At 61.8% G+C, this 24,430-nt stretch carries 18 protein-coding genes; 17 read left to right on the top strand and 1 reads right to left on the bottom strand.

The features are described from left to right. The 8 genes from DESLA_RS18100 (at position 1) to DESLA_RS0101690 (ending at position 10,153) form a co-directional block, all read left to right on the top strand. Positions 1-1,950, top strand: coding sequence for a DNA topoisomerase (locus tag DESLA_RS18100; protein WP_051434283.1), 1,950 nt, complete (start codon positions 1-3; stop codon positions 1,948-1,950). A gap of 498 nt (positions 1,951-2,448) precedes the next feature. Beyond that, positions 2,449-3,579 (top strand): class II glutamine amidotransferase domain-containing protein, encoded by a 1,131-nt coding sequence (locus tag DESLA_RS0101720; protein ID WP_028571143.1) that lies wholly within the window; start codon positions 2,449-2,451, stop codon positions 3,577-3,579. Further along, on the top strand, positions 3,543-5,216 hold the full coding sequence (locus tag DESLA_RS0101715) for a glutamate synthase-related protein (protein WP_028571142.1): 1,674 nt from the start codon (positions 3,543-3,545) through the stop codon (positions 5,214-5,216). Before DESLA_RS0101720 ends, DESLA_RS0101715 begins: the two co-directional genes overlap by 37 nt. A gap of 2 nt (positions 5,217-5,218) precedes the next feature. Further along, positions 5,219-5,740: a four helix bundle protein gene (locus DESLA_RS22135; protein WP_084031809.1), complete on the top strand. Its 522-nt coding sequence runs from the start codon at positions 5,219-5,221 to the stop codon at positions 5,738-5,740. Continuing rightward, positions 5,737-8,109: an FAD-dependent oxidoreductase gene (locus DESLA_RS0101705; protein ID WP_028571141.1), complete on the top strand. Its 2,373-nt coding sequence runs from the start codon at positions 5,737-5,739 to the stop codon at positions 8,107-8,109. Before DESLA_RS22135 ends, DESLA_RS0101705 begins: the two co-directional genes overlap by 4 nt. A gap of 129 nt (positions 8,110-8,238) precedes the next feature. Continuing rightward, positions 8,239-8,493, top strand: a complete 255-nt coding sequence (locus DESLA_RS0101700) for a type II toxin-antitoxin system Phd/YefM family antitoxin (protein ID WP_028571140.1) — start codon at positions 8,239-8,241, stop codon at positions 8,491-8,493. A 167-nt stretch (positions 8,494-8,660) separates the two neighbouring features. Next, positions 8,661-9,170 carry a 5-(carboxyamino)imidazole ribonucleotide mutase gene (purE, locus tag DESLA_RS0101695; protein WP_028571139.1) on the top strand — a complete coding sequence of 170 codons (510 nt, stop codon included), beginning with the start codon at positions 8,661-8,663 and terminating at the stop codon, positions 9,168-9,170. A gap of 32 nt (positions 9,171-9,202) precedes the next feature. After that, a complete protein-coding gene (locus tag DESLA_RS0101690; protein WP_035261205.1) occupies positions 9,203-10,153 on the top strand; it encodes a histone deacetylase family protein in 951 nt (316 codons plus the stop codon). A gap of 9 nt (positions 10,154-10,162) precedes the next feature. On the opposite strand, the gene DESLA_RS21365 is transcribed toward DESLA_RS0101690, so the two are convergent. After that, the gene (locus DESLA_RS21365; protein WP_156932831.1) at positions 10,163-10,813 is read right to left on the bottom strand and encodes a 3D domain-containing protein; all 651 of its coding nucleotides are present in this window, start codon (positions 10,811-10,813) and stop codon (positions 10,163-10,165) included. Positions 10,814-11,179: 366 nt separating this feature from the next. On the opposite strand from DESLA_RS21365, the gene DESLA_RS0101680 reads away from it, so the two are divergent. From DESLA_RS0101680 to argJ, 9 genes are all read left to right on the top strand, one after another. Continuing rightward, entirely contained in the window at positions 11,180-12,781 is a 1,602-nt protein-coding gene (locus DESLA_RS0101680; RefSeq protein ID WP_035261201.1) for a leucyl aminopeptidase, read from the top strand. Positions 12,782-12,906: 125 nt separating this feature from the next. After that, on the top strand, positions 12,907-13,269 hold the full coding sequence (locus tag DESLA_RS18085) for a TusE/DsrC/DsvC family sulfur relay protein (RefSeq protein ID WP_051434281.1): 363 nt from the start codon (positions 12,907-12,909) through the stop codon (positions 13,267-13,269). A gap of 25 nt (positions 13,270-13,294) precedes the next feature. Next, positions 13,295-13,762, top strand: a complete 468-nt coding sequence (locus DESLA_RS22675; RefSeq protein ID WP_156932830.1) for a hypothetical protein — start codon at positions 13,295-13,297, stop codon at positions 13,760-13,762. Positions 13,763-13,944: 182 nt separating this feature from the next. After that, complete coding sequence (locus DESLA_RS23095; RefSeq protein ID WP_051434280.1) at positions 13,945-16,143, top strand: M1 family metallopeptidase; 2,199 nt, start codon at positions 13,945-13,947, stop codon at positions 16,141-16,143. Beyond that, positions 16,140-17,009, top strand: coding sequence for a ChaN family lipoprotein (locus DESLA_RS0101660; protein ID WP_028571136.1), 870 nt, complete (start codon positions 16,140-16,142; stop codon positions 17,007-17,009). The genes DESLA_RS23095 and DESLA_RS0101660 overlap by 4 nt, the downstream gene beginning before the upstream one ends. Before the next feature lie 39 nt (positions 17,010-17,048). Continuing rightward, positions 17,049-19,775, top strand: a complete 2,727-nt coding sequence (locus tag DESLA_RS18075) for an ABC transporter substrate binding protein (protein ID WP_084031807.1) — start codon at positions 17,049-17,051, stop codon at positions 19,773-19,775. A 45-nt stretch (positions 19,776-19,820) separates the two neighbouring features. Beyond that, on the top strand, positions 19,821-21,221 hold the full coding sequence (locus DESLA_RS0101650) for a sigma-54-dependent transcriptional regulator (RefSeq protein WP_028571135.1): 1,401 nt from the start codon (positions 19,821-19,823) through the stop codon (positions 21,219-21,221). A gap of 96 nt (positions 21,222-21,317) precedes the next feature. After that, the gene (locus DESLA_RS18070; RefSeq protein ID WP_051434279.1) at positions 21,318-23,222 is read left to right on the top strand and encodes a sensor histidine kinase; all 1,905 of its coding nucleotides are present in this window, start codon (positions 21,318-21,320) and stop codon (positions 23,220-23,222) included. After that, positions 23,219-24,409: a bifunctional glutamate N-acetyltransferase/amino-acid acetyltransferase ArgJ gene (gene argJ, locus DESLA_RS0101640; protein WP_028571134.1), complete on the top strand. Its 1,191-nt coding sequence runs from the start codon at positions 23,219-23,221 to the stop codon at positions 24,407-24,409. The genes DESLA_RS18070 and argJ overlap by 4 nt, the downstream gene beginning before the upstream one ends. Positions 24,410-24,430: the final 21 nt, after the last annotated feature.

The following is a 24,430-nucleotide window of genomic DNA, read 5'->3' as shown; positions in this document are numbered from 1 at the left end:
ATGAAAATCCTGATCCTGGCTGAAAAGCCCTCGGCCGGGCGGGATTTGGCCCGGGTGCTCAAAATCGCCCCGGCCAAGGCCCGTTCCGCGGCCTTTCTGGAGGACGACCGCTACGTGGTGTCCTGGATGATCGGCCATCTGCTGGGCTACGCCTTTCCCGGCGAGCAGAACCCGGCCTGGCTGAAATGGTCCTTCGCCACGCTGCCCATGTTTCCGGAGCGCTTCCTGCTCAAGGAATTGCCGAACACCGCCCGGCAGGTTGAAATCCTGCGCGGCCTACTGGCCCGGGAGGACGTGGGCGAAATCATCGTGGCCACGGACGCGGGCCGGGAAGGCGAGCTGATCTTTCGCCACCTCTACGATTACCTGGGGTGCGCCAAACCTTTCCGCCGCTTGTGGATTCTGGACAATACCGACGCCGGGATCCGCAAGGCCTTCGCCGAACTGCAACCCGGGGGGCGCTTCGACAACCTGGCCGCCTCGGCCCGGGCCCGCTCGGAGTCCGACTGGCTGGTGGGCATGAACTTTTCCCGGGCCTACACCATCAAGGGCGGGGACAAATTCAGCATCGGCCGGGTCCAGACCCCGGTCCTGGCCCTGTTGGTCCATCGGCGCAAGGCCATTGACGCCTTTGTCTCCGAGCCCTTCTTTACCTGCACGGCTACGCTCTCTTCCCCGCGGTTTCCCCAGGGCGAGCCCTTTCCGGCCCAGGTCCTGGCCCCGCCGGACTTTGCCGCGGACCGGTTCAAGACCAAACGGGACGCCCAGGACCAGGCCGACAAGGTGAACGGCCTGGACGGAGTGGTCGCGACCCTGGAGCAGAAGGACGTGACCATCGCCGCGCCCCTGCTCTACGACCTGACCGCGCTGCAGAAAGAGGCCAACGCCAAGTACGGCTTTTCGGCCAAACAGACCCTGGACATGGCCCAGAAGCTCTACGAAGCGGAAAAGGTGATCACCTACCCGCGTACGGACAGCCGGTACATCACCCAGGAAATCTTCAAGGAAATGCCCCAGCGCCTGGCCGCCCTGCCCAAAGGCTACAAGCCCCTGACCGACCTGGCCCTGGAGCGCCTGAAGTCCGGAGCATCCTTTGCCTGCGTCAACGACGCCAAGGTCACGGACCACTACGCCATTCTGCCCACGGGCAAGACGCCCTCCTCGGGCATGGATCAACGCCTGAAACAGATCTACGACCTGGTGGCCCGACGGCTCATCGCCGCATTTCTGCCCGCAGCCGGGGTCCGCAACACGAAAATGCTTCTGGACGTGGATGGGCAAAAGCTCCAGGCCGCTGGCAAGGTCTTCCTGGATTCCGGCTGGCTGGTGGCCGAGCCCTGGCGCAAGGGCGACGACGTGGTCCTCCCGGCCCTGGAGCAAGGCAGCCCAATCCATGTGGACGCCACCGAGGTCAAGGCCAGCAAGACCAAGCCCCCATCCCATTTCACGGAAAAGACCCTCCTGGCGGCCATGGAGCGAGGGGATTTCGATACTTCAGGCTCGCAAGCGGGCGACAACCCGACAAGTGCGGAAAACGGCGCCGAGCCGGGATCTGATCGCGAAACCGCGCTGAACTCCCTCATGGGCCTGGAGGACCAATCCCGTCCCGCCCCGGCCGTGGGCATCGGCCGACCCTCCACCCGGGCCGCGATCATCGAACTGCTGGTGGAGCGCGGCTACGTCCGCCGGGACAAGAAGCGCCTCATCGCCACGGACACCGGGATCACCCTGATCGACTTCGTGGAATCCACCGTCCCCCATCTCACCTCGGCCAAGATCACCCATGTCTGGGAAAAAGCCCTGGAGGACATCGCCCAGGGCCGGGACGATCCCCGGGAATTCATCGCCCGAATCAAACAGTTCACCTCCGAAGGCATCAAGATCATGTCCCGCCAACCCAATCGCCCTCGCGTCCCTCGGCCGGACGGTCCACGGGAGACGGGCCCATAGGGACAGAAGGCCGGAACAACCGGCCCAGCCCTTGAATCTCCCCCCGCACTCCTCTCGCCGATCAACCCCTCCCCGTAACCGACCTGCTTCACCGCCCTCCCAATCCATGGCCCAAATCCCTTGCCATGGTCTTGCGCATTCATTACACACCTTTCAAAAATGGCAAGTCGTCATTTCCGACCGCGAAAAGAATTCGTTTTTACGTCCTCTCAGGCTAGTATCCACGCGGATTAAAGTTCGTCGAGCATGCCTGAGGCGACTTGGTCTTGTACTCTGAAAATGCGGTAGTGCGTGTTTTTTTTGGTTGTGGAGCGTTGACAGATGGCCGCTTTGCCATTTATTCGTCTCCCTGAAGCTACATTTTTGTATCATCAATAAAAAATTGGTTGTCATTTTAGAGCAAATTGAAAAAAATTGTCATTTTTTTGAACCCAGGTCCGCATCCGGACCGCGATCCGGATGCCCATCTCTCCCCCTCTTGCCCCACGAGTAGAATCCATGTGCCGATTGTTCTCCCTGACCAGCTCCGTCCCCATTTCTCCGATGCGGGCCATCGAGGCGCTGGACGTGATGAAGGAAGGTCATGACGGTTCGGGAATCGGTCTGTTTCTGACCGACCTGGCCGGTCCCTTCCAGGACTGCAAGCACCTGCCCATCCTTTCCGGCATCTTCACCCATGCCGGTGTGCAAAGGATGGAAGAATTCATGTCCAGCCAGGGCTTCACGCCCAAATACCGGCTGACCCTGGAAGCCAAAGAGACCCCGCCTCCGGGCACCCCGAAACGGGATATCTATCTGTCCCAGGTCTTTGAACCGCCGTCGGCCTGGGCCGATCTGGCCCCGGCCGTGCGCGAACAGGAACTGACCAAGACCCGCCTAGCTTTGCGCCACATGGGCCAGGCCGAGGAAGACATCGTTGTCTTCAGCTTCTGGCCGGACGTGCTGATGATCAAGGAGGTCGGCGATCCCATGGAGATCGGGGCCTATCTGGGGCTGGACCGGGAAGAGGTGTATGCAGGGCGGATTCTGGCCCAGGGTCGGCAGAACACCAACTACGGGATCAATCTCTACGCCTGCCACCCCTTTTTCATCCAGGGCGTCTCCACCATGACCAACGGAGAGAACACGGCCTTCGTGCCCATCAAGGAGTACCTGGGCAGCCAGGGCGTGCCGGGATATGAAGGATACCAGTCCGATTCCGAGGTGTTCACCCATATCCTGCACTTCACCCTGAAAGGTCTCGGACTGAGCCTGGAAGCCTACAAGCACGTGATCACCCCGCTCCAGGATGACGACCTGGAAGCCCATCCGGACCGGGACTTTCTGCACACCATGAAACAGGCCTGCCGCCGACTGATCATCGACGGCCCGAACTGCGTGATCGGCTGTTTGCCGGACAAGACCATGTTCATGGTCCAGGACCGCAAGAAATTACGGCCCGGAATCGTCGGCGGACGGCCCGGACTGTACGCCTTTTCCTCCGAGGCCTGCGGCCTGGACGCGGCCATTCCGGATCGCGACAAGTCCAAGGATTTTCAACCCATGCACCTTGACACGGCCATTGTTTCGCCGGACTGTCAGGAGGTACGAATATGCCGGCAAACACAGCCGTTACCCCGTCAACACTAAGCCAGCGGGATCTGCCCTGGCAGATCGACTGGGACATCCAGACCTGCACCCTGTGCGGGCGGTGTACCGCGGTCTGCCCGGTGAACGCCATCGAGTTCGGGACGTTCCGCAAGCGGACCATCTTCACCCCGCCCCTGGGCCTGCTGGACAAGCGGACGCCTGACAAGCCCTCTGGTCAGCAGGACAAGCCCTCGTCCACCTCCAATATCTACTACGGCATCCGCCAGCGCACGGACCCGGCCTATGCCTGCATCGGCTGCGCCATGTGCAACATGGTCTGCCCGAACAACGCCATCAAGCCCCACAAGTCCGAATCCACGGACCTGCTCCGCTTCCACCGCGACCGGGGGGGGCAGCCCAGAACCCGGGGCGGTCGGCGCAATGCCGGGGACAGCGTTCTGGATCAGATCAAGTTCATGCGCATTTCCATGCTCACCGACCCGGCCCTGGATGCCGGCCGCCACGAGTTCGAGCTGCGTACCCTGATCGGACGCATCCTGCCCCCGGCCGAGGCCCTCAAGACCCGGCGGGAGAATGGCTGGATGCCGCCGGTACGGGAAATCTATCCGCTGATGATCGGCTCCATGAGCTTTGGCGCGCTCTCCCCGAACATGTGGGAGGGGTTGCAGATGGGCGTGGCCTACCTGAACGAGGAACTGGGCATGCCCGTGCGGATGTGTACGGGAGAGGGCGGCTGTCCGCCCCGGCTGCTCCGCTCCCGGTTCTTGAAGTACGTGATTTTGCAGATCGCCAGCGGCTACTTCGGCTGGGACGAGATCGTTCACGCCATCCCGCACATGAAGGAAGACCCCTGCGCCGTGGAGATCAAGTACGGCCAGGGCGCCAAGCCCGGCGACGGCGGCCTGCTCCAGTGGCACAAGGTCAACCAGCTCATCGCCGCCATCCGCGGCGTACCGCCGGGGGTCAGCCTACCCAGCCCGCCCACCCACCAGACCAAGTACTCCATTGAGGAGGCCGTGGCCAAGATGATCCAGTCCATGAGCATGGCCTGGGGCTTCCGGGTGCCGGTCTATCCGAAGATCTCGGCCTCCAGCACGTCCCTGGCCGTACTGAACAACCTGACCCGCAATCCCTACGCCGCCGGGCTGGCCATCGACGGCGAGGACGGCGGTACCGGGGCGGCCTACAACGTGTCCATGAACCACATGGGCCACCCCATCGCCTCCAATCTGCGGGACTGCTATCTGAACCTGGTCAAGCTGGGCAAACAGAACGAACTGCCGATCATCGCCGGCGGCGGCACGGGCAAGAACGGCAACCTGGCGGCCAATGCCGCGGCCCTGATCATGCTCGGGGCCAGCGCGGTCCAGATCGGCAAGTACATCATGCAGGCCGCGGCCGGCTGCCTGGGCTCCGAGGGCGACCGCTGCAACATCTGCAACATCGGCCGCTGCCCCAAGGGCATCACCTCCCAAGACCCGCGCCTGTATCGGCGGCTGGACCCGGAGCAGGTGGCCGAGCGGGTGGTGGACGTGTACGTGGGCTTTGACACGGAGCTGAAGAAAATCGTCGCCCCCCTGGGCCGCTCCACCTCCCTGCCCATCGGCATGTCCGACGCCCTGGGCATCGCGGACCGGGCCGCGGCGGAGCGATTGCAGATCAAGTACGTGGTTTAGTGATGCCGCCTTTACCTGGCTTTTATCGAAATCCAAATCGAAATCGCAATCGAAATCGAAAAATATGGCCATCGGACACGAAAAACTCGACGTATATTCGCCTCTCGATAAGCTATGTGGCATGGGGATTCGAGAAGGCCGCCAATCTGAGCGGAATCTACCGGACAGCGCGCGATCAATGGCTTCGAGCCAGCCAATCCATACCGCTGAATATTGCCGAAGGAAACGGCAAGACGGCTGAGGCCGACCGCAGGCGATACTTTGAAATCGCCCGCGGATCAGCCCTGGAATGCGCAGCGATCCAGGATGTTCTGGTGATCGGGAAAGCGCTTGCTGATAGCGAAAGCCGTGCACGGAAGGTTGAGCTGGACCGCATGGCCCAAATGCTCAGTGGATTAGGCGGAAGAGGGTATTGCGTAAAGGAAGACCTGGCGGGCCATGGATATGATGAAGTCGATTTCGATTTCGATCACGATTTCGATGGCGATTCCAGAGAAAACAAACCTGAAGAGGCAGAGCAATGAGCAAGGCAAAAACAGTTCACATCGCCGGCAAGGACGAAGCTGGGCGGGTGTCTTCCCGGATTCTGGAAGAGCGCATCCAGGAGGCGGTGCGCGGCGGGGCGTGCAATCTGGATATCGCCGCTTTCGGCCAACACGGCATCGGCGGACGGATCTTTCAGCCCCAGGACAAGCCGGTCACCGTTCAGATCACCGGCTCTCCGGGGCAACGCACCGGCTCCATGGGCTCGCCGGGTACGACCATCGAGATTCACGGTCCGGCCTCGGACGACATCGGTTGGCTCAATGCCGGGGCGGAAATTGTGGTCCACGGCTACGCCACCAACGGGGCCTGCAACGCCATGGCCCAGGGCAAGGTCTGGGTGGCCGGGAACATCGGTTCCCGGGGCATGACCATGACCAAGTACAATCCCCGGTTCGCCCATCCGGAACTCTGGGTCCTGGGCTCGGCCGGGGACTATTTCGCCGAATTCATGGCCGGCGGCGTCGCGGTGATCTGCGGCCATGAGGCCCAGGACCCGCGCAACGTCCTGGGCTACCGGCCCTGTGTGGGCATGGTCGGGGGCAAAATATTCTTTCGCGGCCCGATCCACGGCTACAGCCAGGCCGACGCCAAGCTGATCCCCATTTCCGACGAGGAATGGACTTGGCTGACCGAAAATATGGAACTGTTCCTGGGCAGAATCAAACGCAAACGGTTGCTCAAAAAGCTCACGGTGCGCGAAGAATGGCAGTGCATCGCCGCGCGCACGCCCATGGAAAAGGTCGGGGCCAAGCGCCGCTCCATGGCCCAGTTTCATCGCGACGTCTGGGACAAGGAACTGGGCCGGGGCGGAATGATCGGCGACCTGACCGACCTGGACCGGAGTCCCGTCCCGCTGATCACCACCGGGGATCTGCGCCGCTACGTTCCGGTCTGGGAGCACCGCAAGTACCTGGCCCCCTGCCAGTCCGCCTGCCCCACGGGCATGCCGGTCCAGGAGCGCTGGCGGCTGATCCGCGAGGGCAAGGTGGACGAGGCCGTGGACGTGGCCCTGGCCTTCACCCCTTTTCCGGCCTCCATCTGCGGCTATCTCTGTCCCCACCTGTGCATGCAGGGCTGCACCAAGGGCGTGGCCGGCAACCTCCAGCCCGTGGACATCACTCCGCTGGGCAAAAAGGGCGTTTCCTCCAAGCCTCCGAAGCTCCCGGACCTCGGCGGCGCACGGGTGGCGGTGATCGGCGGCGGCCCGGCCGGAATCTCCGTGGCCTGGCAGCTCCGACTCAAGGGTCACGACACCTGGGTCTACGACCTGGAAAAAGTCTTGGGTGGGAAGATGGCCACGGCCATTCCCGAGCAGCGCATTCCCAAGGAGGTTCTGGAGGCGGAGATCGAACGGGTGCGCAAGGTTCTGCCCCACGTGCATCTCCAACAGAACCTGACCCACAAGGAGTTCGACCAACTCAAGGCGGACTTCGACTACGTGGTCATCGCCACCGGCGCGCAGAAGCCCCGGACCATTCCCATTCCCGGTTCCGAGCGGATCATCCCGGCCCTGACCTTTCTCAAGAACGCCAAACTGGACAACCAGCCCGTGGGCAAACGCCTCGTGATCATCGGCGCGGGCAATGTGGGCTGCGACGTGGCCACCGTGGCCCACCGCCTGGGCGCGGAGGAGATCACCCTGATCGACATCCAGGAACCGGCCTCCTTCGGCGAGGAGCGCAAGGAGGCCGAACGGGCCGGAGCGGTCTTCCGGTATCCCTGCTTCACCAAGGAGATCACCCCGGAGGGCGTGCTGCTGACCACCGGCGAAGTCATCCCCGCGGACACCGTGGTCATCTCCATCGGCGACCTGCCGGACCTGGGCTTTCTGCCCGAGACCATCGCCGTGGACCGCGGCTTCGTGCTGGTCAACGAAATGGGCCAGACCTCCGACCCCCAGGTCTTCGCCATCGGCGACATCGTCAAGCCCGGCCTGCTCACCGACGCCATCGGCGCGGGACGCAAGGCGGCCAGAACCATCGACGAAATGGCTTCGGGCAAGCGCCCCCAGGTGGATTCTGCCTGGCTCAAGGACTATTCCATCGAGTACAGCGAAACCTCGGAGCGCATCGACTACTCCCGGATGACCCTGGAATACTACGACCCCCGGATCACCGAATACAACGACATGGAGCACTGCGCCTCCCAGTGCTCCTCCTGCGGCTCGTGCATGGACTGCGGCCTGTGCGACGCGGTCTGTCCCACCGCGGCCATCGAGCGAAAAAACCTGGGCAACGGCAAATACGAACGCGTCTCCAACCCGGACAAATGCATCGGCTGCGGCTTCTGCGGGAAATGCTGCCCGTGCGGAGTCTGGGCTTTGGTGGAGAATACGCCCATGGGTTGATTCCTCACGATCTCTTCCGCGGGAGCTGAATGCCCGCCCGAACAAGCTGTTTACTGAACGTGTTCGGGTGGGCTTGACCAGATCACGGCTCACTTGTACTTTTTGTACAAAAAAAGCAGGAATGGACCGATGGAGACACTTACCACCGCGCAGGCAAGAGATCACTTCGCGGATCTGTTGAACCGGACGAGCTATGCCAAGGAACGCGTCGTCCTCACCCGGCATGGAAAAAGAATAGCCGCGATGGTTCCGCTGGAGGACCTGGAGCTTCTTGAGTTGCTGGAAGACCGTCTGGATGTGGGGCAGGCCCGAAACGTTCTCGCGGAAGCGGGCGAGGACGTGCCTTGGGGCGAACTCAAGAAGCAACTCAGCCTGGGACAATGAACTTCACCGTCCATTTTCGCCCTGGAGCAGCTCGTCACACGTATTCTTGACCGCGTTGATCGTATCTGGATAAATGCTCGGCGGAACGTTCGTCGGTATTTTTATCGGATGCGGCAACGCGGTTTTTCTTTCACCTCCCCCCCAAAAAAACACTAAGGAGCCTTGATATGACCAAAGTCGCCATTTTCATGGGCAGCATCTCGGATGAAGACAAGATGGCCCCCTGTGCCGAAGTGCTCGGTTCCCTGGGCATTCCGCACCTGTTCACCGTGGCCTCGGCCCACCGGACCCCGGAGCGGGTGCAGCGGCTGGTTCGGGAGCTGGAGGATCAGGGCTGCAAGGTGTTCATCTGCGCGGCGGGCATGGCCGCTCACTTGGCCGGGGCCGTGGCCGCGAAAACCACCCGTCCCGTGCTCGGCGTGCCCTTGACCGCCTCGTCCCTGGGCGGACTGGACGCGCTGCTGGCCACGGTCCAGATGCCTCCCGGCTTTCCCGTGGGCACCGTGGCCCTGGACAGCGCCGGGGCGCGCAACGCCGCCTGGCTGGCCGCCCAGATTCTGGCTCTGGATGATCCGGAACTGGCTGAAAAGCTGCACGCGAATCGGCGGAAGATGATCGACGGAGTGGAAAAGGCCGCGGCTGATCTGCGCACCCGGCATCCCGGCAGCACGGGCTGATCGCGTCGCGACGACATGAGAAACGAGCTTCCATGCGGTCCATGACCACGGCCCTGCTGTACGACCCGGTTTTCGCGGTCCACGACGCCGGGGCCGGGCATCCGGAGAGCGCGATGCGCTACACGGCCCTGGTCCGCGCCCTGGAAGAGGATCGGGAAACCGCGGGACTTCCGCGGTTGCGCCCTCGGCCGGCGACGGAGAAGGAACTCGCCTCTTGCCACGGCCCCGGATATATTGACCTGGTTCGGCGACGCATCCAGGAAGGCCGTCGCAGCCTGGGATTTCCAGACACCAACGTCGGCCCCGGTTCCTGGGACGCGGCGGTGCATGCCGCCGGGGGAGCTATGACCGCCGTGGACGCGGTGCTCCAGGGAGACGTAAAGAGCGTCTTCTGCGTGGTCCGCCCCCCGGGCCACCACGCCCGCCCCAAACAAGGCATGGGCTTCTGCCTCTTCAACAACGTGGCCCTGGCCGCCCGTCACGCCCAGATCGCCCATGGGCTGGAGCGGATCCTGATCGTGGACTGGGACGTGCATCACGGCAACGGCACCCAGGAAATTTTCTACGACGACCCGTCCGTCCTGTTCTTCAGCACCCACCAAAGCAACTGGTACCCCTACTCCGGCGCGGCCCACGAAACCGGCGACGGCGCCGGAGAGGGCTTCACCATCAACTGCCCCTTCCCGTACGGCACCGGCCTTGCTCCGATCCGCGAGGCGTTCCTGGAACGCCTCCTGCCCGCGGCCCGTGACTTCCAGCCGGAACTGGTGCTGATCTCCGCCGGCTTCGACGCCCTGGAGGCCGACCCGCTGGGTGGATTCCGCCTGCACCCGGACGACTTCACTGAGCTGACCACCATTGTCCGGGACATCGCCGACAAAAACGGCGCTCAGGGACGCATCGTCTCCCTGCTGGAAGGCGGCTACGACCTCCACTCCATGGCCCTCGCCGCGCTGGCGCACGTCCGCGCTTTGACTGCCTGACAATCGCCGTCATTCCATACGCGAGCCTTTGCTGAACAAGGCCACCAATTCCCGATCCAGGTCCGTGACGTCCGTTGCCAGCGGCTCCACCAGGGTTACCAGGACGTTTTTTCTGACGCCGATCCGTTTGGCCGTGGGCACGTCCGCCACCAGGACGTCGATGGCGTTGGTGTAGCGGGCGTTCATCAGGTCGTTGACCAGGCGGACACCGAAGCCCTCGATATAGACCCGTTTGCCCAGCCAGCCCTTCAAGTCACGGGAGACGGCCACGGTCCAGCCGGAAACCGGAGTCTGCATGATCGCGGTGTTGTCCACGTCGTCGTTGCATTCCTCGGGCCGGGCCGTGTACGCGGTCAGGCGTAATCGATGGGTGTTGGCGTCCCGATAGCCGTTGATCATCTGTTTAAGTACGAAATTTTCCTCAAGAAGCTTGCCCAGCTCTTTTTCCCGGTTTCCCTTGTTCTCCCGGTAGCCGTTGAGGAGCATCTTGAGGATCAGGATTTCGTCCTGGGCCTTGAGCAGTTCGAGGTCCTTCTCCAGGCTGAACCGGTACTCCTTGGTCAGGACCGCCGGCTGCCCGCCGACCCCGTCCACGGGTTTGAGCACGTGGTAAAGGTTCATCAGGGCCAGAACAATAATGAGGGGCAGAGCGTAGCGCATGATCATCTCCTCATGGAGTGGACACGCTCCGGTGCGGATCGGGATTGTCCGGAGCAATGGAGTGAGAGGAAGGGTGTTTTCGAGGGAAATCTGTTCGTAACCGGATGATTGCACCTTCGCAATGTTGATAATCGAGGATATTTCCGACTTTTTCCCGGAAAAAACAAAGACATCGTGCTCATAACCCTGCCTGCCCGGAAGCAACCCTCGCCTTTTTCCATGGATACGGTGTTTTTTCTCAATACGCTGGGATGAAAAAGAATTCCGAACCGCTTTTCCCGTGCGGACGAAATCGCACGACTGGACGGAAAGCATGGTTCGCGCTACGGAAATAGGTTTTTTGGAGCATTCACCTCAGGAGGATCAATGGATATCAACTTACGATTCCAGGGCGAGTTCGACGGCGAAGCCTTGGTCTTTTTCGTGTTCGAAAAAAAAACTGAGAAATCGCCCGACTTGCGGACTTGGCCTGGCCTAGAGACCTGGTTAGCCGCGCAAGGCGGCTGGTTGGCCGGGAACAACGGCTTGGCCGCCTTTTCCGGAAAAGCGAAGTCCGTGCGCTATTTTTTCCCGCCAAGCGGCACCGCTTCCCCGGCCGTGATCCTGGTGGGGCTGGGCGAGCGCAAGAACTTCGGGCCGCGGGAACTGCGCCGGGCCGTGGCCGCGGCCGTAGGCTGCGCCATGGACTTGCGACTGAGCGACATCGGCCTGAATACCAACGTCCTGGCGGACACGGCTTTGGATCTCGCGCAGGCAGTGGAGGAGACGGCCTGCGCCGCCATGACGGCCGTGTACCGCTTTGAGAGACTGAAGACGGAGAAAGACGAGTCCTCCAGCCAGCCCCCAAAGCTACGCTTCCTGCTGGACGACCAGGTGAACGACCAAGCGGCCGCATACCTGAAGGATCGTTTGGACAAGGCTCTGGCAACGGGTCACGGGCTGAACCTGGCCAGGGACCTGGTGAACATGCCCGCCAACCTGGCCACCCCGGAATACCTGGCCGAGACGGCCCGGAACCTGGCCACGCGACACGGTTTCGGCGTGGAGGTCATGGACGCGGACCAAATCGAAGCCCTGGGCATGGGGGCGTATGCCGCTGTCTGCCAAGCCAGCCGGGAACAGGCCCGGCTGATCATTCTGGACACGCACCCCAACGCCCCCGCTGCGCCCGGCACGCCCGGCACGCCCGGTACAACTGATAAGCCTGGCCCCAAGGACCAAAAAAAGCCCTTGGTGGTGATCGGCAAGGGGATCACCTTTGACACCGGCGGGATTTCCCTCAAGCCCAGCCAGAGCATGGAGGAGATGAAGGGGGACATGGGCGGGGCCGCGGCAGTGCTCGGCTTTTTCGAGGTCCATGGCCGCCTGGGCCAAAACGGCGACGACCAGCGTCGGGTGGTGGGGATCATCCCCTGCACCGAGAACCTTCCCGGCCCCAAGGCGGTCAAGCCTGGAGACGTGGTCACAACCTGTTCCGGCAAAACCGTGGAAATCATCAACACCGACGCCGAAGGCCGTTTGTTGCTCTGCGACGTCCTGGCTTACAGCAAACGTTACGATCCGCTGGGCATCGTGGACCTGGCCACCCTGACCGGAGCCATGGTGGTCTCCCTGGGCCCGCGCATCGCCGGGGCCTTTGCCGCGCCGGAGTCGCTGGCCCAACAGGTCCGACGCATCGGCGAGCGGGTCGGCGAGCCCTGCTGGCCCATGCCGCTCTGGGAAGACTACAAGGATGAGCTGAAAAGCGAAGTCGCGGACCTGAAAAACGTCGGCGCGAGAGAAGGCGGCGCGATCCACGCGGCCCTGTTCCTGCAGCGTTTCGTCCCGGAGAACACCCCATGGGTCCACCTGGACATCGCCGGCCCGGCCTTTGCCAAGAAAAAAGGCGACCACGGCATCGCCGGAGGAACCGGCTTCGGCGTGCGGATACTGGTGGAACTGGCACGGGATTGGCCGGAAGAGGACTGAGGCGGGTCGTCACCACGCCGTAAACTGAAGTGGCCCTTGCCGAATCGTGGTGAATATTTTACGCAGGAGGTGCGGAGTACAAAACCAAATCCCTCTTGAACACCAATTCTGGAAAGGAGATTCGTATGCCCCAGCTCGAATTGAACGGTAAAAGCTGTGAAGTGGACCAGGACGGTTTTTTGCTTAATCCGAAATGTTGGAACGAAGATGTGGCCAAGGCGATTCTCAAGCACCATGGAGGTCCTGAACTGAACGAGCAGACGTTGGCCATGCTTCAATTTCTGCGCGACTATTTCCAGAAGTTCAACGCCTTCCCGATTTTGCAGGCGGTCTGCAAGAACCTGCACCAACCCAAGGAGTGCGTCCGTGAGCAGTTCCTGGATCCCTTGCTGGCCTGGAAAGCCGCGGGATTGCCCAAACCGGAAACCGTCTTCTCCGAAGCCGTGGACAAGGATCACAAGTTTTACCGACTTATCTCCGCCCAATAAATTTCGCACGAACCCCGCGGCTTCAATGCCCGCCACTTTTCGAGCCGGAATCGAAAAATTCCGGCGGGAAGCTTCCGAAAAAATGAAAGCCGCCGAAACGCTCTCCCGGCGCTTCGGCGGCTTTCCGCGTCCATTCAACACGTTGGGCAAAGACTACAGGAGAATATCCTCCACGCCTTTTCTGGGCCGCTGCTCCGGGTTTTCGGCCGGATGCCCCACGGCCGGCATGGCCACCACCGGCATGTTGCCCTCCCAAGGATTGAAAAATGGTGTGGCAATCACTAACGTTGCCCTGGAAGCTTTGCACCGGAGGCAATCCGTTCCTGGACTTTCGCGCCCAACGAAAAAACGAGACGTTACCATGAAGGTGGTGATCCCAACTGCTTATATTGACCATCGCCTGCTTTTCACTCCCTGTCTACTGTCCGATGCGCATCACGTTTTTGCACCCGCCACCAGCCGACCGCGTGCCGATACAATCATTGCAAGGTGATCATGAACATCACGGGTTATTCACCCTTTCCAGTCTGTTGGAAGAATACGCGAATGTCGCGTGGGGGCCACAACCGGCATATAGTCCCCAGCAATCAAGGATTTCCCGCACTTCCGGGATGGAGAACACTTCCAGCACTGTCCACACCCCGAAGTTTGTCTCAATGCCGGGCATGGGCAGCGGTGCTGGCCTTGCTGGTGTTCCTCTGCGCCTTCCCGGTTCAGGCCAAGTACTCTCCAGACCAATTCACAAGTACTGCTGCCCATGACCTGCGAGTTGAGCTGGACCTCTCCACCGGCACCTTGCACGGTCAAAGTGTCATTCGGTACGCTCCCCTGGCCTCGGCCACCCTGGACTACTTCCTGCATCCCCGAATGCACCTGCATGCCGTGCACCTCGACGGTCAACCCGTGGCCCATCGATTCGCCAACGGCCGGCTGCGGATCACTCCCGGCATGAACAAAGTCGGCCAGGACGTGCGGCTTTCCATCACCTATTCGGGAGTCTTCCATGACCCGGTGCCCCTGCACCAATTCAGCACGGACAATACCGGGTTCGGGGTCAGTGCCACCATCACCGAACAAGGGGTCTTCTTTCAAGGTCAAAGTGGGTGGTTCCCACGCTCCTCGGACCAGAATCCACCCATCAACCTGGAAGTGGTCGCCCCAGCGGGCATTCTGGCCGTCACCGCCGGTCGGCTTCTGGGGCATGAGCACCGGAACGGTCAGAGCATTTCCCGCTGGCAAGTTGGCCAACTCGGCCGGGGCATGCCGCTTTCCGCCGGCCGGTATGTCCAACAACAGCTCAAGACGGATTCCGTGCCGATCTCCACGTATTTTTTCCCGGGCAGCGACCACCTGGCCCAGATCTACCTTGAAGCTGCTGCCCGACATGTGGCCACCTACGAGCAACTCCACGGCCCCTACCCCTTTGATCACTTCGCCGTGGTCGAAAACTTCTTCCCGTCCGGGTTCGGCATGCCCTCCTACACGTTGTTGGGCTCGGCTATCCTGCGTTTACCGTTCATTCCGGAAACCAGCCTGCGCCATGAAGTGGCCCACTGCTGGTGGGGCAACGGTGTATTTGTGGACTACAGTCAGGGCAATTGGAGCGAGGGCCTGACGACCTACGTGGCCGACTATCTGGCCCAAGAGAAGGAATCCTCGGAGGCTGCCAGGGAATACCGGGTGCGCATTCTGCGGGACTATGCCCTGCTGGCGGCCGGCCAAGCCGATTTCCCGGTTGCCCGCTTTTTGTCCCGCTCCGATCCGGCTTCCCAGGTGGTGGGCTATGGCAAGGCCATGTACCTGGTGCATATGATCCGCCAACAGATGGGAGAGGAGGCATTCTGGGACGCCCTGCGGTCCTTTTATGACCAATGGCTGTTTCGGAAGGCCACATGGCAGGATATGTTCGATTCTTTTGAGCTTGCCGGATGGAACACCTGGCCGGACCACGAAGGGAACAGCAGGGGCACACCGGTCCGGGAAACCTTTACCCGTCAGTGGCTGCTGACTCCGGGAGCACCTGATCTGCGGCTAAAGGACGTTCATGTCACGGAGCAGACCAAAGGCTGGCGGGTGGAGGCCGTGCTTGCCCAGAATGCTCCGTTTTATGACCTGAGTGTCCCCGTGCACCTGGAAACGCCGTCCGGAACACAGACCCACTCACTACAACTCCAAGGCGGGACGGCCAGGATGTCCTTCATCAGCCCGGACATTCCCCAGCGTCTGCTGGTGGACCCGGAACACCACCTTTTTCGCCTGCTGGCCCCGGAGGAAATCCCGCCGACGGTCAACAGCATCAAGGGCGCATCCGACTTGCTGGTAATCCGAAGCACCGCCATGGACCACGTTCCAGAGGAGATCGTACGCGGTTTTCTGCGCAGCATGAACCAGCCAGGGGCGCGCATCCTGCATGAACGGGAAGCCCAGGAAGAGGCAAGACGGGCGTCCCAGCTGCTGTTTTTCGGACTACCCCACACCGAGGCTTTACGTGCCCTGGCGGCCCTGCCCGAGGCCTACGCGGAGCACCCGGCAACCGGAGACATGGCGGGCTCTGCGCTCATCCCCGTAAAAGGGGAGGCAAAAACAGCTGCCCAAAAAGCTCCGGAACCAACTTTGCAGCCCAGTTCAAGCACGGCGGGTCCCGTTGAAATGGACACCCTGTTTCTCGTCCTGCCCCACCCGGCATGGGACCAAGGCGTCATCGGCTTGTTCAGCTCCGACACGGATCTAGACGCCGAGGCCGTGGCGGATACGGCCCGACGGATCACCCACTACGGCAAGGACAGTTATCTGGGCTTTCATCGTGGCGAGAACCGTCTGCGCGGTGCTTGGCCTGCTCTGGCCTCACCCCTCATCAAGGATCTTCAGCCATGAACGCGCTTGCTCCAAATTGTTTCCGATTCACCGGCACTACGCTTATCCTGACCATCCTGCTGACGTTTTTCCCGGCCGCGTCCCACCCCTCGGAAGATCTCCAACTCTGGGACCTGAACCATTCCCGGTCTACGACGCTCACCGAAGCCCTTCCAGCATTATCCAGCGCCGAACTGCTGATTGTCGGTGAATCCCATGGCAATCCGCGGCATCACACCGCGCAACTGGCCATAGTCAAAGCGGTGCACACGTCAGGGATGCCCGTGGCGGTCGGCTTGGAGATGTTCCAGCACCACGAGCAGCATATTCTGGACAACTGGGTGGCCGGGACCATTCCGGAGCCGGAAATGGTTCAGGCTTTCACCCGGAATTGGGGCGTCCAATGGCCGGCCTATCGGAACATTTTCATCTACTGCCGCGACCACGGCGTGCCCATGGTCGGCCTGAACGTCCCGCGAGAGATCACGCGAAAGGTGGCCCGCCAGGGGTTCGCCTCCCTGAGCAGGGAGGAGCTGGGACTTCTGCCGCCCATCGTCTGCCGCATTGATCCGGAGTATGAAGCCTTCCTGCGGCGGTTTGTCGGGTCTGACGGCCACGCAGGCTCGTTTGAACGCTTTTGCGAAGCCCAATTGGTCTGGGACGCCGCCTTTGCCGTCCACGCCCTGAATTTTCTGAAAAGCCGTCCGGATCACGCCATGGTCGTGCTTACCGGCTCGGTCCATGCCTGGAAGCCGGCCATGCCCTTTCAGGTGCACCGCCTTGCGCCGCAAATTCGGCAGGTTTCCATTGTACCGGACATCCCGGCCCACATGGACCTTCAGGACATTACCGCGAAGGATGCGGATTACTTGATCCTCGGGTTGTAGATCGGAAAGAGGGGAAAACCAGCGGATGACCATTTCATCATGATCCAGAAAAGAAAGGCGCTCCTCTGCGTCGCCGCATTTTTAACCAGCGGGTTGCTCCTGGCTGCCGCGGCGATTTCCGCCTTTTCCCAGCCCGATCCGGGTCGGGAAAAACGGCGGGTCTTTTACCTCAATTCCTATCACAACGGGTATGCTTGGTCGGACCATCTTCAGGAGGGAATCCGGCAAGGCCTGGAGCAGGGTCAGTACCATATCGAGCTCCAGATCGAATACATGGACGCCAAGAAATATCCCTATGAAATCATCGCCGACACCCTGTTCCGGCTCTATCAGGACAAATTCGTCGACGAGCACTTCGACATCGTCATCGTATCGGACAACGACGCCTACAACTTCATCCTCGAACACCGCGATCGCCTTTTTCCCGACATTCCGGTGGTCTTCTGCGGCCTGAACGACGTCACTCCGGAGGAAATCGACCAGACCTTCGTCACCGGCATCCTGGAAAACATCGACGTTCGAGACACCCTGGAACTGGCCTTGAGCATCCATCCCAACAAAAACAAGCTGGTGGTCATCGGCGACGAGTCCATAACCGGGATGGCCATCCGCAACCAGATCGAAGCCGTTGAGCACCATTTCGGGGACCGACTGGAGTTCGAGTTCTGGGAACGATATTCGCTGGAGGAAATCCAGGAACGGGTCCGCGATCTGCCGCGCAACGCTTTTTTATTCTTCATCCCCTTTTTTCACAACGTGGGCGGTCAGTTCATGTCCGCCTCGGAGGTCCTGGAAGCCGTAGCCCAGGTCACGGACCTGCCCATCTACAGCAACTGGGAATTCCTGCTGGGTCACGGCATGGTCGGTGGACGCCTGCTCAGCGGACACCTCCACGGCAGGATCACGGCACAAATGGCCTTGCGCATCATGGAAGGCGAGTCGCCGTCGGCCATTCCGGTGGTCTCCGAGGTCGTGGACCAGTACATGTTCGACTACCAGGTGCTGATGCAACGCGACATCAGTCGTCGCCAACTTCCGGCCGACAGTCTGTTCATCAACGAGCCCGAAGCCTTTTACGAGTTGGACAAGCAGGTCTTTCAGGTCATCATGGTCAGCCTGTTCACCCTGGTGGTGGTCCTGGGCTTTTTAATCCGGAACATCATCCAGCGCCGGGCCGTGGAACGCAGAATCCGGCACCAGCTCTCCTTTTTGGAAATCCTGATGGACGCCATCCCGCAACTGGTCTGCTGGAAGGACCGCAAGCAGCGCTACCTGGGAGCGAATCGGGCCTTCGCCGAATTCTTCGGCATCGAATCGCCTCGCAAACTGCTCCACCAAACCGACGCGGCCATGTTGCCCAATTCGGAATTCGTGGACTGGGTGGCCCGGATGGATCGTCAAGTGGTGGAAGATGACCGCCCCTTGCGCAAGATCAAGACCGCGGTCCAGGACGCCCAGGGCGAAAACGCTTGGCTGGAAATCAACAAGGTGCCTCTGCACAACGAAAAGGGCGAAGTGGTCGGAACCCTGAGCACCGCGGAAAACATCACCCACGAGATGAACCTGGAACGTCAGCTTTTGCAATCCCAGAAAATGGAAGCCATCGGCACCCTGGCCGGAGGGATCGCCCACGATTTCAACAACATCTTGACCTCAATCATCAATTCCACGGAGTTGGCCCTGGGAGACATCGACCCGGAGTCAGCCACGGCCGAGGACCTGGAACGGGTCCTGCGGGTTTCCAGCCGGGGCAGAAATCTGGTGGAACGCATCCTGACCTTCAGCCGTCCCTCACAGGAAGGGTTCCGCCCCACGGATCTACCCGCCCTGGTCCGTGAATCCGTGACCCTGCTCCAGCGCTCCCTGCCCCGCAACATCGTCATTCGCGACAGCATCGCCGGCAAGACCGATCCGGTGATGCTGGACCCGACCCAGGTCACTCAGGTGCTCATGAACCTCTGTACCAACGCCTTCCAGGCCATGCAGACCACTGGCGGAGAACTGGTGATCCGGCTGGAGGAAACACGGGTCGCCGACTCTGACGCCGAAGAGTTGAACATCGCTCCCGGAGCGTACTTCCGGCTCACCGTCAGCGACACCGGCCCCGGCATCGCCCCGGAGACCCTGGACAAAATCTTCGACCCCTTCTTCACCACTAAGGGCAAGGCCGAGGGCACGGGTTTGGGGCTGGCCATGGTCCTGGGCATCGTCAAAAACCATAAAGGAGCGGTCCGGGTCAGCAGCACTCCGGGCCAGGGGGCCACGTTCAGCATCCTGCTGCCCATGATTACGGCGGATCGATCCGCGCTACCCGCCCGTCTCGCGCCCATCCTAAAAGGCAGCGGCGTCATCCTGTTCGTGGAGGACGACGAAGAACAGTTGGCCACCACGCCCCGCACCCTGGAACAGCTCGGCTATACGGTCCTCTCCGCAGAGGCCGGCAACGAGGCCCTGCAAATCCTCGAACAGCGACCGGACATCGACTTGGTGCTCACCGACTACGACATGCCCGGCCTGACCGGCATCGACTTAGCCCGCCGGACCGGGCTGATGCGTCCGGATCTGCCCGTTATCCTGGTCTCCGGTCGCAGCTATGTTCTGAAAATGGGCGAGGCGGCGGACAATATTCGGCTCGTTCTCCCCAAACCCTTCAACAAGGCCGATCTGTCAGCGGCTCTTTCCAAAGTTATGAACAAAATTCCGGCCACGGACCAGGCATCCGGCCAGAAGCCTGATCCCAAACTTAACCAAGGATCTGAACAATAACATGCCCGCGCCAACCTGCATCACCCCCTTTGGAGGCGTTCTCCCGTGCCGAGAATCCTGATCGTGGACGACGACCCTGAAATCCGCGCCACCATGGCCAGCCTGCTGCGCCGACAACAAATCCCCTCGGGCCAGGCCGCAAGCCTGGACGCCGCACGCCGCACGCTGCGATCCGAATCCTTCGACCTGCTACTCCTGGACGTGAACCTGCCCGACGGCAGCGGCCTGTCCCTGCTTCCGGAACTGAAGGCCCAACCCAATCCTCCGGAGGTGATCATCCTCACCGGCAAGGGGGACCCCGAAGGAGCGGAATTGGCCATCGAGGGCGGCGTCTGGGACTATCTGGTCAAACCCGCGTCCATCAAGGACATCAACCTGAGCATCAACCGGGCCTTGAAGTACAAGGAGCAACGCGACCGGACCACGCCACGAACCCTGGACCTCAGCGGGATGATCGGTTCCAGCCAGGCCATGCGGGAATGCTTCGAGGTCATCGCCCAGGCCGCGGTTTCCGACGCCAACGTGCTGATCACCGGGGAAACCGGAGTGGGCAAAGAACTGGCGGCTCGGACCATCCACGCCAACAGCCGCCGGGCTTCCTGCCCTTTCGTGGTCGTGGACTGCGCGGCCATGACCGACACGCTGCTGGAAAGCACCCTGTTCGGGCACCGCAAGGGCGCGTTCACCGGTGCGCTGGCGGACCGGGAAGGCCTTGTCCGCCAAGCCCATACCGGGGTTCTGTTCCTGGACGAGTTGGGGGAACTGCCGTTGGCCATGCAGAAGTCCCTGCTCCGGGTGCTTCAGGAGCGCCGGTTCCGCCCTCTGGGAGAAAACCGGGAGCAGGAGAGCGACTTCCGGTTGATCGCCGCTACCAATCAAAATCTGGACGAACTGATCGAATCCGGCAGGTTTCGCCAAGATCTCTACTTTCGGGTCAAGACCATCAAACTTCAACTGCCCGCCCTGCGCCAGCGCCCCGAGGACATCAAGCCCCTGGCCACCCACTTCATCCAGCGACTGTGCGTCGCTTCCGGGATCAAGACCAAGGTCTTCGGCTCGGATTTCTTCGCCGCCCTGGCCGATTACGACTGGCCGGGCAATGTCCGGGAACTGGGCAACGTCATGGAGCGGGCCTTCGTGGCCTCGGGCGTGGAAAAATTCCTCTACGCCATGCATCTGCCCAAGGATCTGCGCATCAAGGTGACCCGGGCGCGGCTGACGGCCGACAAGCCCGAGGTTCGTGACGGCGAACCGGATTTCCTGGAAGGCGCACCTCTTGAAGGCGACTTGCCGTCCCTCAAGGCGTTCAAGGCCGCCAGCGAACACCGCTACTTGGAAACCCTGATTCGCAAAACCGGCGGCGACATCCCCCGGATGCTCGAAATTTCCGAGTTGTCGCGCTCCCACTTCTACGCGTTGTTGAAGAAGTACGAACTGGAGGTTTGATTCGCCCATCAAACGCCTTGAATTCCCAGGGTCAAAGGCGTAATCAGCGAATGGTTCGGGGACGCCACCCAATTCACCAACCAGCCTCGTCACCCCATGCGCAAACGCTTCCTGACCGGCCTCGTCCTTTCCTGCATCGCCATTATACTGGCCGTTTTCGGGTTGGCCCTGCGGGCGGACACCGAACTGGAAAAACTCGTCTCCAGCCAGTTCAACGAGCAACAACTCGGGCTGACCCGACAGATCGCCAAGGACATTCAGACAAACTTCCAGCTTCTGGAACAGGGCCTTCGGCTTCTCGCGGAACGTCGCCCGGCCCTGGATCAAGCCGGACTGGATCACTACCTCTCCTTTTTCGAGGAATGGGGAGTGTTGGGGATCGGACTGGCGACCCCGGACAAAGGCGCCCTTGAACCTGGAACCATGCTTTTCTCACCCCGAGAAGACGTTCCAGCCTCGGAACTATCGGCCGGCATCAACCGGGACGCGGCCCGGCTTTCCACCGATCGGGATCCGAACCAGGCCATGCTCGGAACTCCTCTCGCCCTCGCCTCCGGTCCATTTGCCGGACGCTTCGTGGCCCCCCTGCTCCTTCCTTCGAGGCCCGAACGCCCGGAGGTCTTGTTTTTTCTTTTGGATCTCCAGGCCGTGGCCGCGCGATACGCCGCGGGCGTCCGCTCCGGAAAGACCGGATACGCCTGGGTCATCGACCACCAGGGCGACTTCCTGTTCCATGTGGAAAGCGACTTTCACGGTCAAAGCTCCTATACGATCCGCCAAGCTCGAAACCCGGACATTTCCTACGAACGAATCAACCAGTTGGTACGAACCCGTCTGCTGCGCGGCGAGGAGGGAACGGACTGGTACATTTCGGGCTGGCACTGGGACGTGAGCGGGGAAATGCGCAAGCTCCTGGCCTTCAGCCCCGTGGCTCTGCCCCCAGGGCCCGACGGAGAGCGCCGCTTCTGGTCCGTGGGACTGGCCGCTCCGGACACCGAGGTCTATGGTTTGATGCAGCCGGTGGTGGCGCGGCAATGGTTGATGGTCGGGCTGTTTTTCCTGGCCGTGCTTTTTGCCGCCGCCGGATTCCTATTCATCGCCCTGCGCTGGTCTGAAACCTTGAAACGGGAAGTGGACGCCAAAACCGAGCACCTCCGGCGCTCGGAAACGGAATTGCGCAGGGAACGGGACAAGGTCCGCCAAAGCATGGACCAGCTGCTGCAAACCCAGGAAAAACTGATGCTCTCGGAGCGCTTCGCCGCCATTGGCGAAGCCGCGGCCCATCTCTCTCATGAGATCAAGAATCCCTTGCTGCTCATGGGCGGATTCGCCCAGCAGGTCCGACGCACCTTGTCCGAAGACGATCCGCGCGTGGAAAAGCTGGGAATCATCGCCGGGGAGGCCAAGCGGCTGGAGCATCTGCTCGTGGAGGTGCGCGACTTCACCCGGCCGCCCCGTCCTTCCTTGGTTGAAACCGCGCTCAACGAGCTGGTTCGGCAGGTGGCCGGCCTGTTCCAGGAGCAAGCCGCTGCCCAAGGCGTGACCGCCCGGCTGGATTTAGCCCCGGAGCTACCCGCATGTCCGCTGGACCCCAACCAAATCAAACAGGTACTGATCAACCTGACCAAAAACGCCCTGGAAGCCATGCCCGACGGCGGAGAACTGTTCATCAGCACCGGCCAGGACGCTGATTTCGTCCGGATCGAGATCAAGGACACCGGTCGGGGCATCCCGGAAGAAATCATGAAAAAACTCTTCCACCCCTTCTTCAGCACCAAGGCCAAAGGCACCGGCCTGGGGCTGGCCGTGAGCTACAAACTGGTCCAGGACCACGGCGGCGAGATCACGGTCTGGTCCGCCCCGGATCAAGGGGCGCGATTCACCGTCCGCCTGCCCTTGAGCGGCCCAACCCAGCCACCACCGGACCAGACATCACCGGATCATAGTCCGACCGACTCCGACTCATCCACCTCAACCTCGCCTTCAGGAGAACCCGCATGATTCCCGTCCCTCGAGGATTTGATTTCGCCGTGGCCGAAGCCGGCTTCAAATACGCCCAGCGCAACGACCTGACCGTGATCCGCAGCGACGCACCCTGCGTCTGGGCCGCCACGCTGACCCGCAACCTGTTCCAGGCCGCGCCGGTGTTGGTGGTCAAGGAATTGTTGGCCTCCGGCTCTCCGGACCGTCCGGTCCGGGCCGTGGCGGTCAACGCCGGACAGGCCAACGCCTGCACCGGGGAACAGGGGCTGGCGGACTGCCAGGACGCCCTGGCCATGACCGCCGAAGCCCTCGGACTGTCACCGGAGGAAATCCTCCCCGCCTCCACCGGGGTCATCGGCGACCGGATCAAGCTGGAACGCTGGAAGCAGGCCCTGCCGGCCCTGGGTGAAAGCCTGGGACGGGCCACGGCTCTTGACGCGGCCCGGGCGATCATGACCACGGACAAATACCCCAAACTGGCCTGGCGCTCCCTATCCTTGGGAACCGGAGAGGTCCGGGTCCTGGGCATGGCCAAGGGCGCGGGCATGATCTGCCCGAACATGGCCACCATGCTCGGCTTCATCATCTGCGACGCGGGAGTGGATCAAGACTGGTGGCGGGAAGCCGTGTCCACGGCCGTGGAGCACAGCTTCAACCGGATCACCGTGGACGGGGACACCAGCACCAACGACTGCGTCCTGGCCCTGGCCAACGGACGGGCCGGAGTGGTGCGGGGAAAAAAGGAACTGGCCGCGCTGGCCAAGACCCTGGCCGAAGTGTGCGCGGAACTGGCCGGCCTGATCGTCCAGGACGCCGAAGGCGGGACCAAGGTGATCCACATCCGGGTCAGCGGGGCCAAAAGCACCCGCCAGGCCGAACTGGCCGCCCGAGCCGTGGGCCACTCTCCGCTGGTCAAAACCGCGATGTACGGCCAGGACCCCAACTGGGGCCGGATCGTGGCCGCCCTGGGCCGCAGCGGAGCCGAATTCAACCCCGACCATGTCAGCGTGGCCCTGGCCGGACAAACCATCTTCCACCAAGGCACCCCGGTACCCATGGACTGGGACAATCTCCTGGCCGCGGCCCTCTGCCGCCAGGACGTCCACCTGGACATCACCCTGGGCCGCGGCCAGGGCCGCTACACCCTCCAGACCTCGGACCTGACCGAGGAGTACATCCGGATCAACGCGAAATATCGGACGTGAAGCGTTTCTCTTCGTTTCAGG

This window comes from Desulfonatronum lacustre DSM 10312, assembly GCF_000519265.1.
Classification (GTDB): Bacteria; Desulfobacterota; Desulfovibrionia; order Desulfovibrionales; family Desulfonatronaceae; genus Desulfonatronum; species Desulfonatronum lacustre.
Note: the sequence above shows the minus strand (reverse complement) of the source record. Positions and strands in the feature narration are given on the sequence as shown.

Coding starts and splice junctions, on each gene's coding strand:
- DESLA_RS0101660 (WP_028571136.1), top strand. CDS start 16,140: ATGAACGCGCTTGCTCCAAATTGTTTCCGATTCACCGGCACTACGCTT.
- DESLA_RS22675 (WP_156932830.1), top strand. CDS start 13,295: ATGCCCGCCACTTTTCGAGCCGGAATCGAAAAATTCCGGCGGGAAGCT.
- purE (WP_028571139.1), top strand. CDS start 8,661: ATGACCAAAGTCGCCATTTTCATGGGCAGCATCTCGGATGAAGACAAG.
- DESLA_RS18075 (WP_084031807.1), top strand. CDS start 17,049: ATGATCCAGAAAAGAAAGGCGCTCCTCTGCGTCGCCGCATTTTTAACC.
- DESLA_RS0101700 (WP_028571140.1), top strand. CDS start 8,239: ATGGAGACACTTACCACCGCGCAGGCAAGAGATCACTTCGCGGATCTG.
- DESLA_RS18070 (WP_051434279.1), top strand. CDS start 21,318: ATGCGCAAACGCTTCCTGACCGGCCTCGTCCTTTCCTGCATCGCCATT.
- DESLA_RS18100 (WP_051434283.1), top strand. CDS start 1: ATGAAAATCCTGATCCTGGCTGAAAAGCCCTCGGCCGGGCGGGATTTG.
- DESLA_RS21365 (WP_156932831.1), bottom strand. CDS start 10,813: ATGCGCTACGCTCTGCCCCTCATTATTGTTCTGGCCCTGATGAACCTT.
- DESLA_RS0101715 (WP_028571142.1), top strand. CDS start 3,543: ATGCCGGCAAACACAGCCGTTACCCCGTCAACACTAAGCCAGCGGGAT.
- DESLA_RS18085 (WP_051434281.1), top strand. CDS start 12,907: ATGCCCCAGCTCGAATTGAACGGTAAAAGCTGTGAAGTGGACCAGGAC.
- DESLA_RS0101680 (WP_035261201.1), top strand. CDS start 11,180: ATGGATATCAACTTACGATTCCAGGGCGAGTTCGACGGCGAAGCCTTG.
- argJ (WP_028571134.1), top strand. CDS start 23,219: ATGATTCCCGTCCCTCGAGGATTTGATTTCGCCGTGGCCGAAGCCGGC.
- DESLA_RS0101705 (WP_028571141.1), top strand. CDS start 5,737: ATGAGCAAGGCAAAAACAGTTCACATCGCCGGCAAGGACGAAGCTGGG.
- DESLA_RS22135 (WP_084031809.1), top strand. CDS start 5,219: ATGCCGCCTTTACCTGGCTTTTATCGAAATCCAAATCGAAATCGCAAT.
- DESLA_RS0101690 (WP_035261205.1), top strand. CDS start 9,203: ATGCGGTCCATGACCACGGCCCTGCTGTACGACCCGGTTTTCGCGGTC.
- DESLA_RS0101720 (WP_028571143.1), top strand. CDS start 2,449: ATGTGCCGATTGTTCTCCCTGACCAGCTCCGTCCCCATTTCTCCGATG.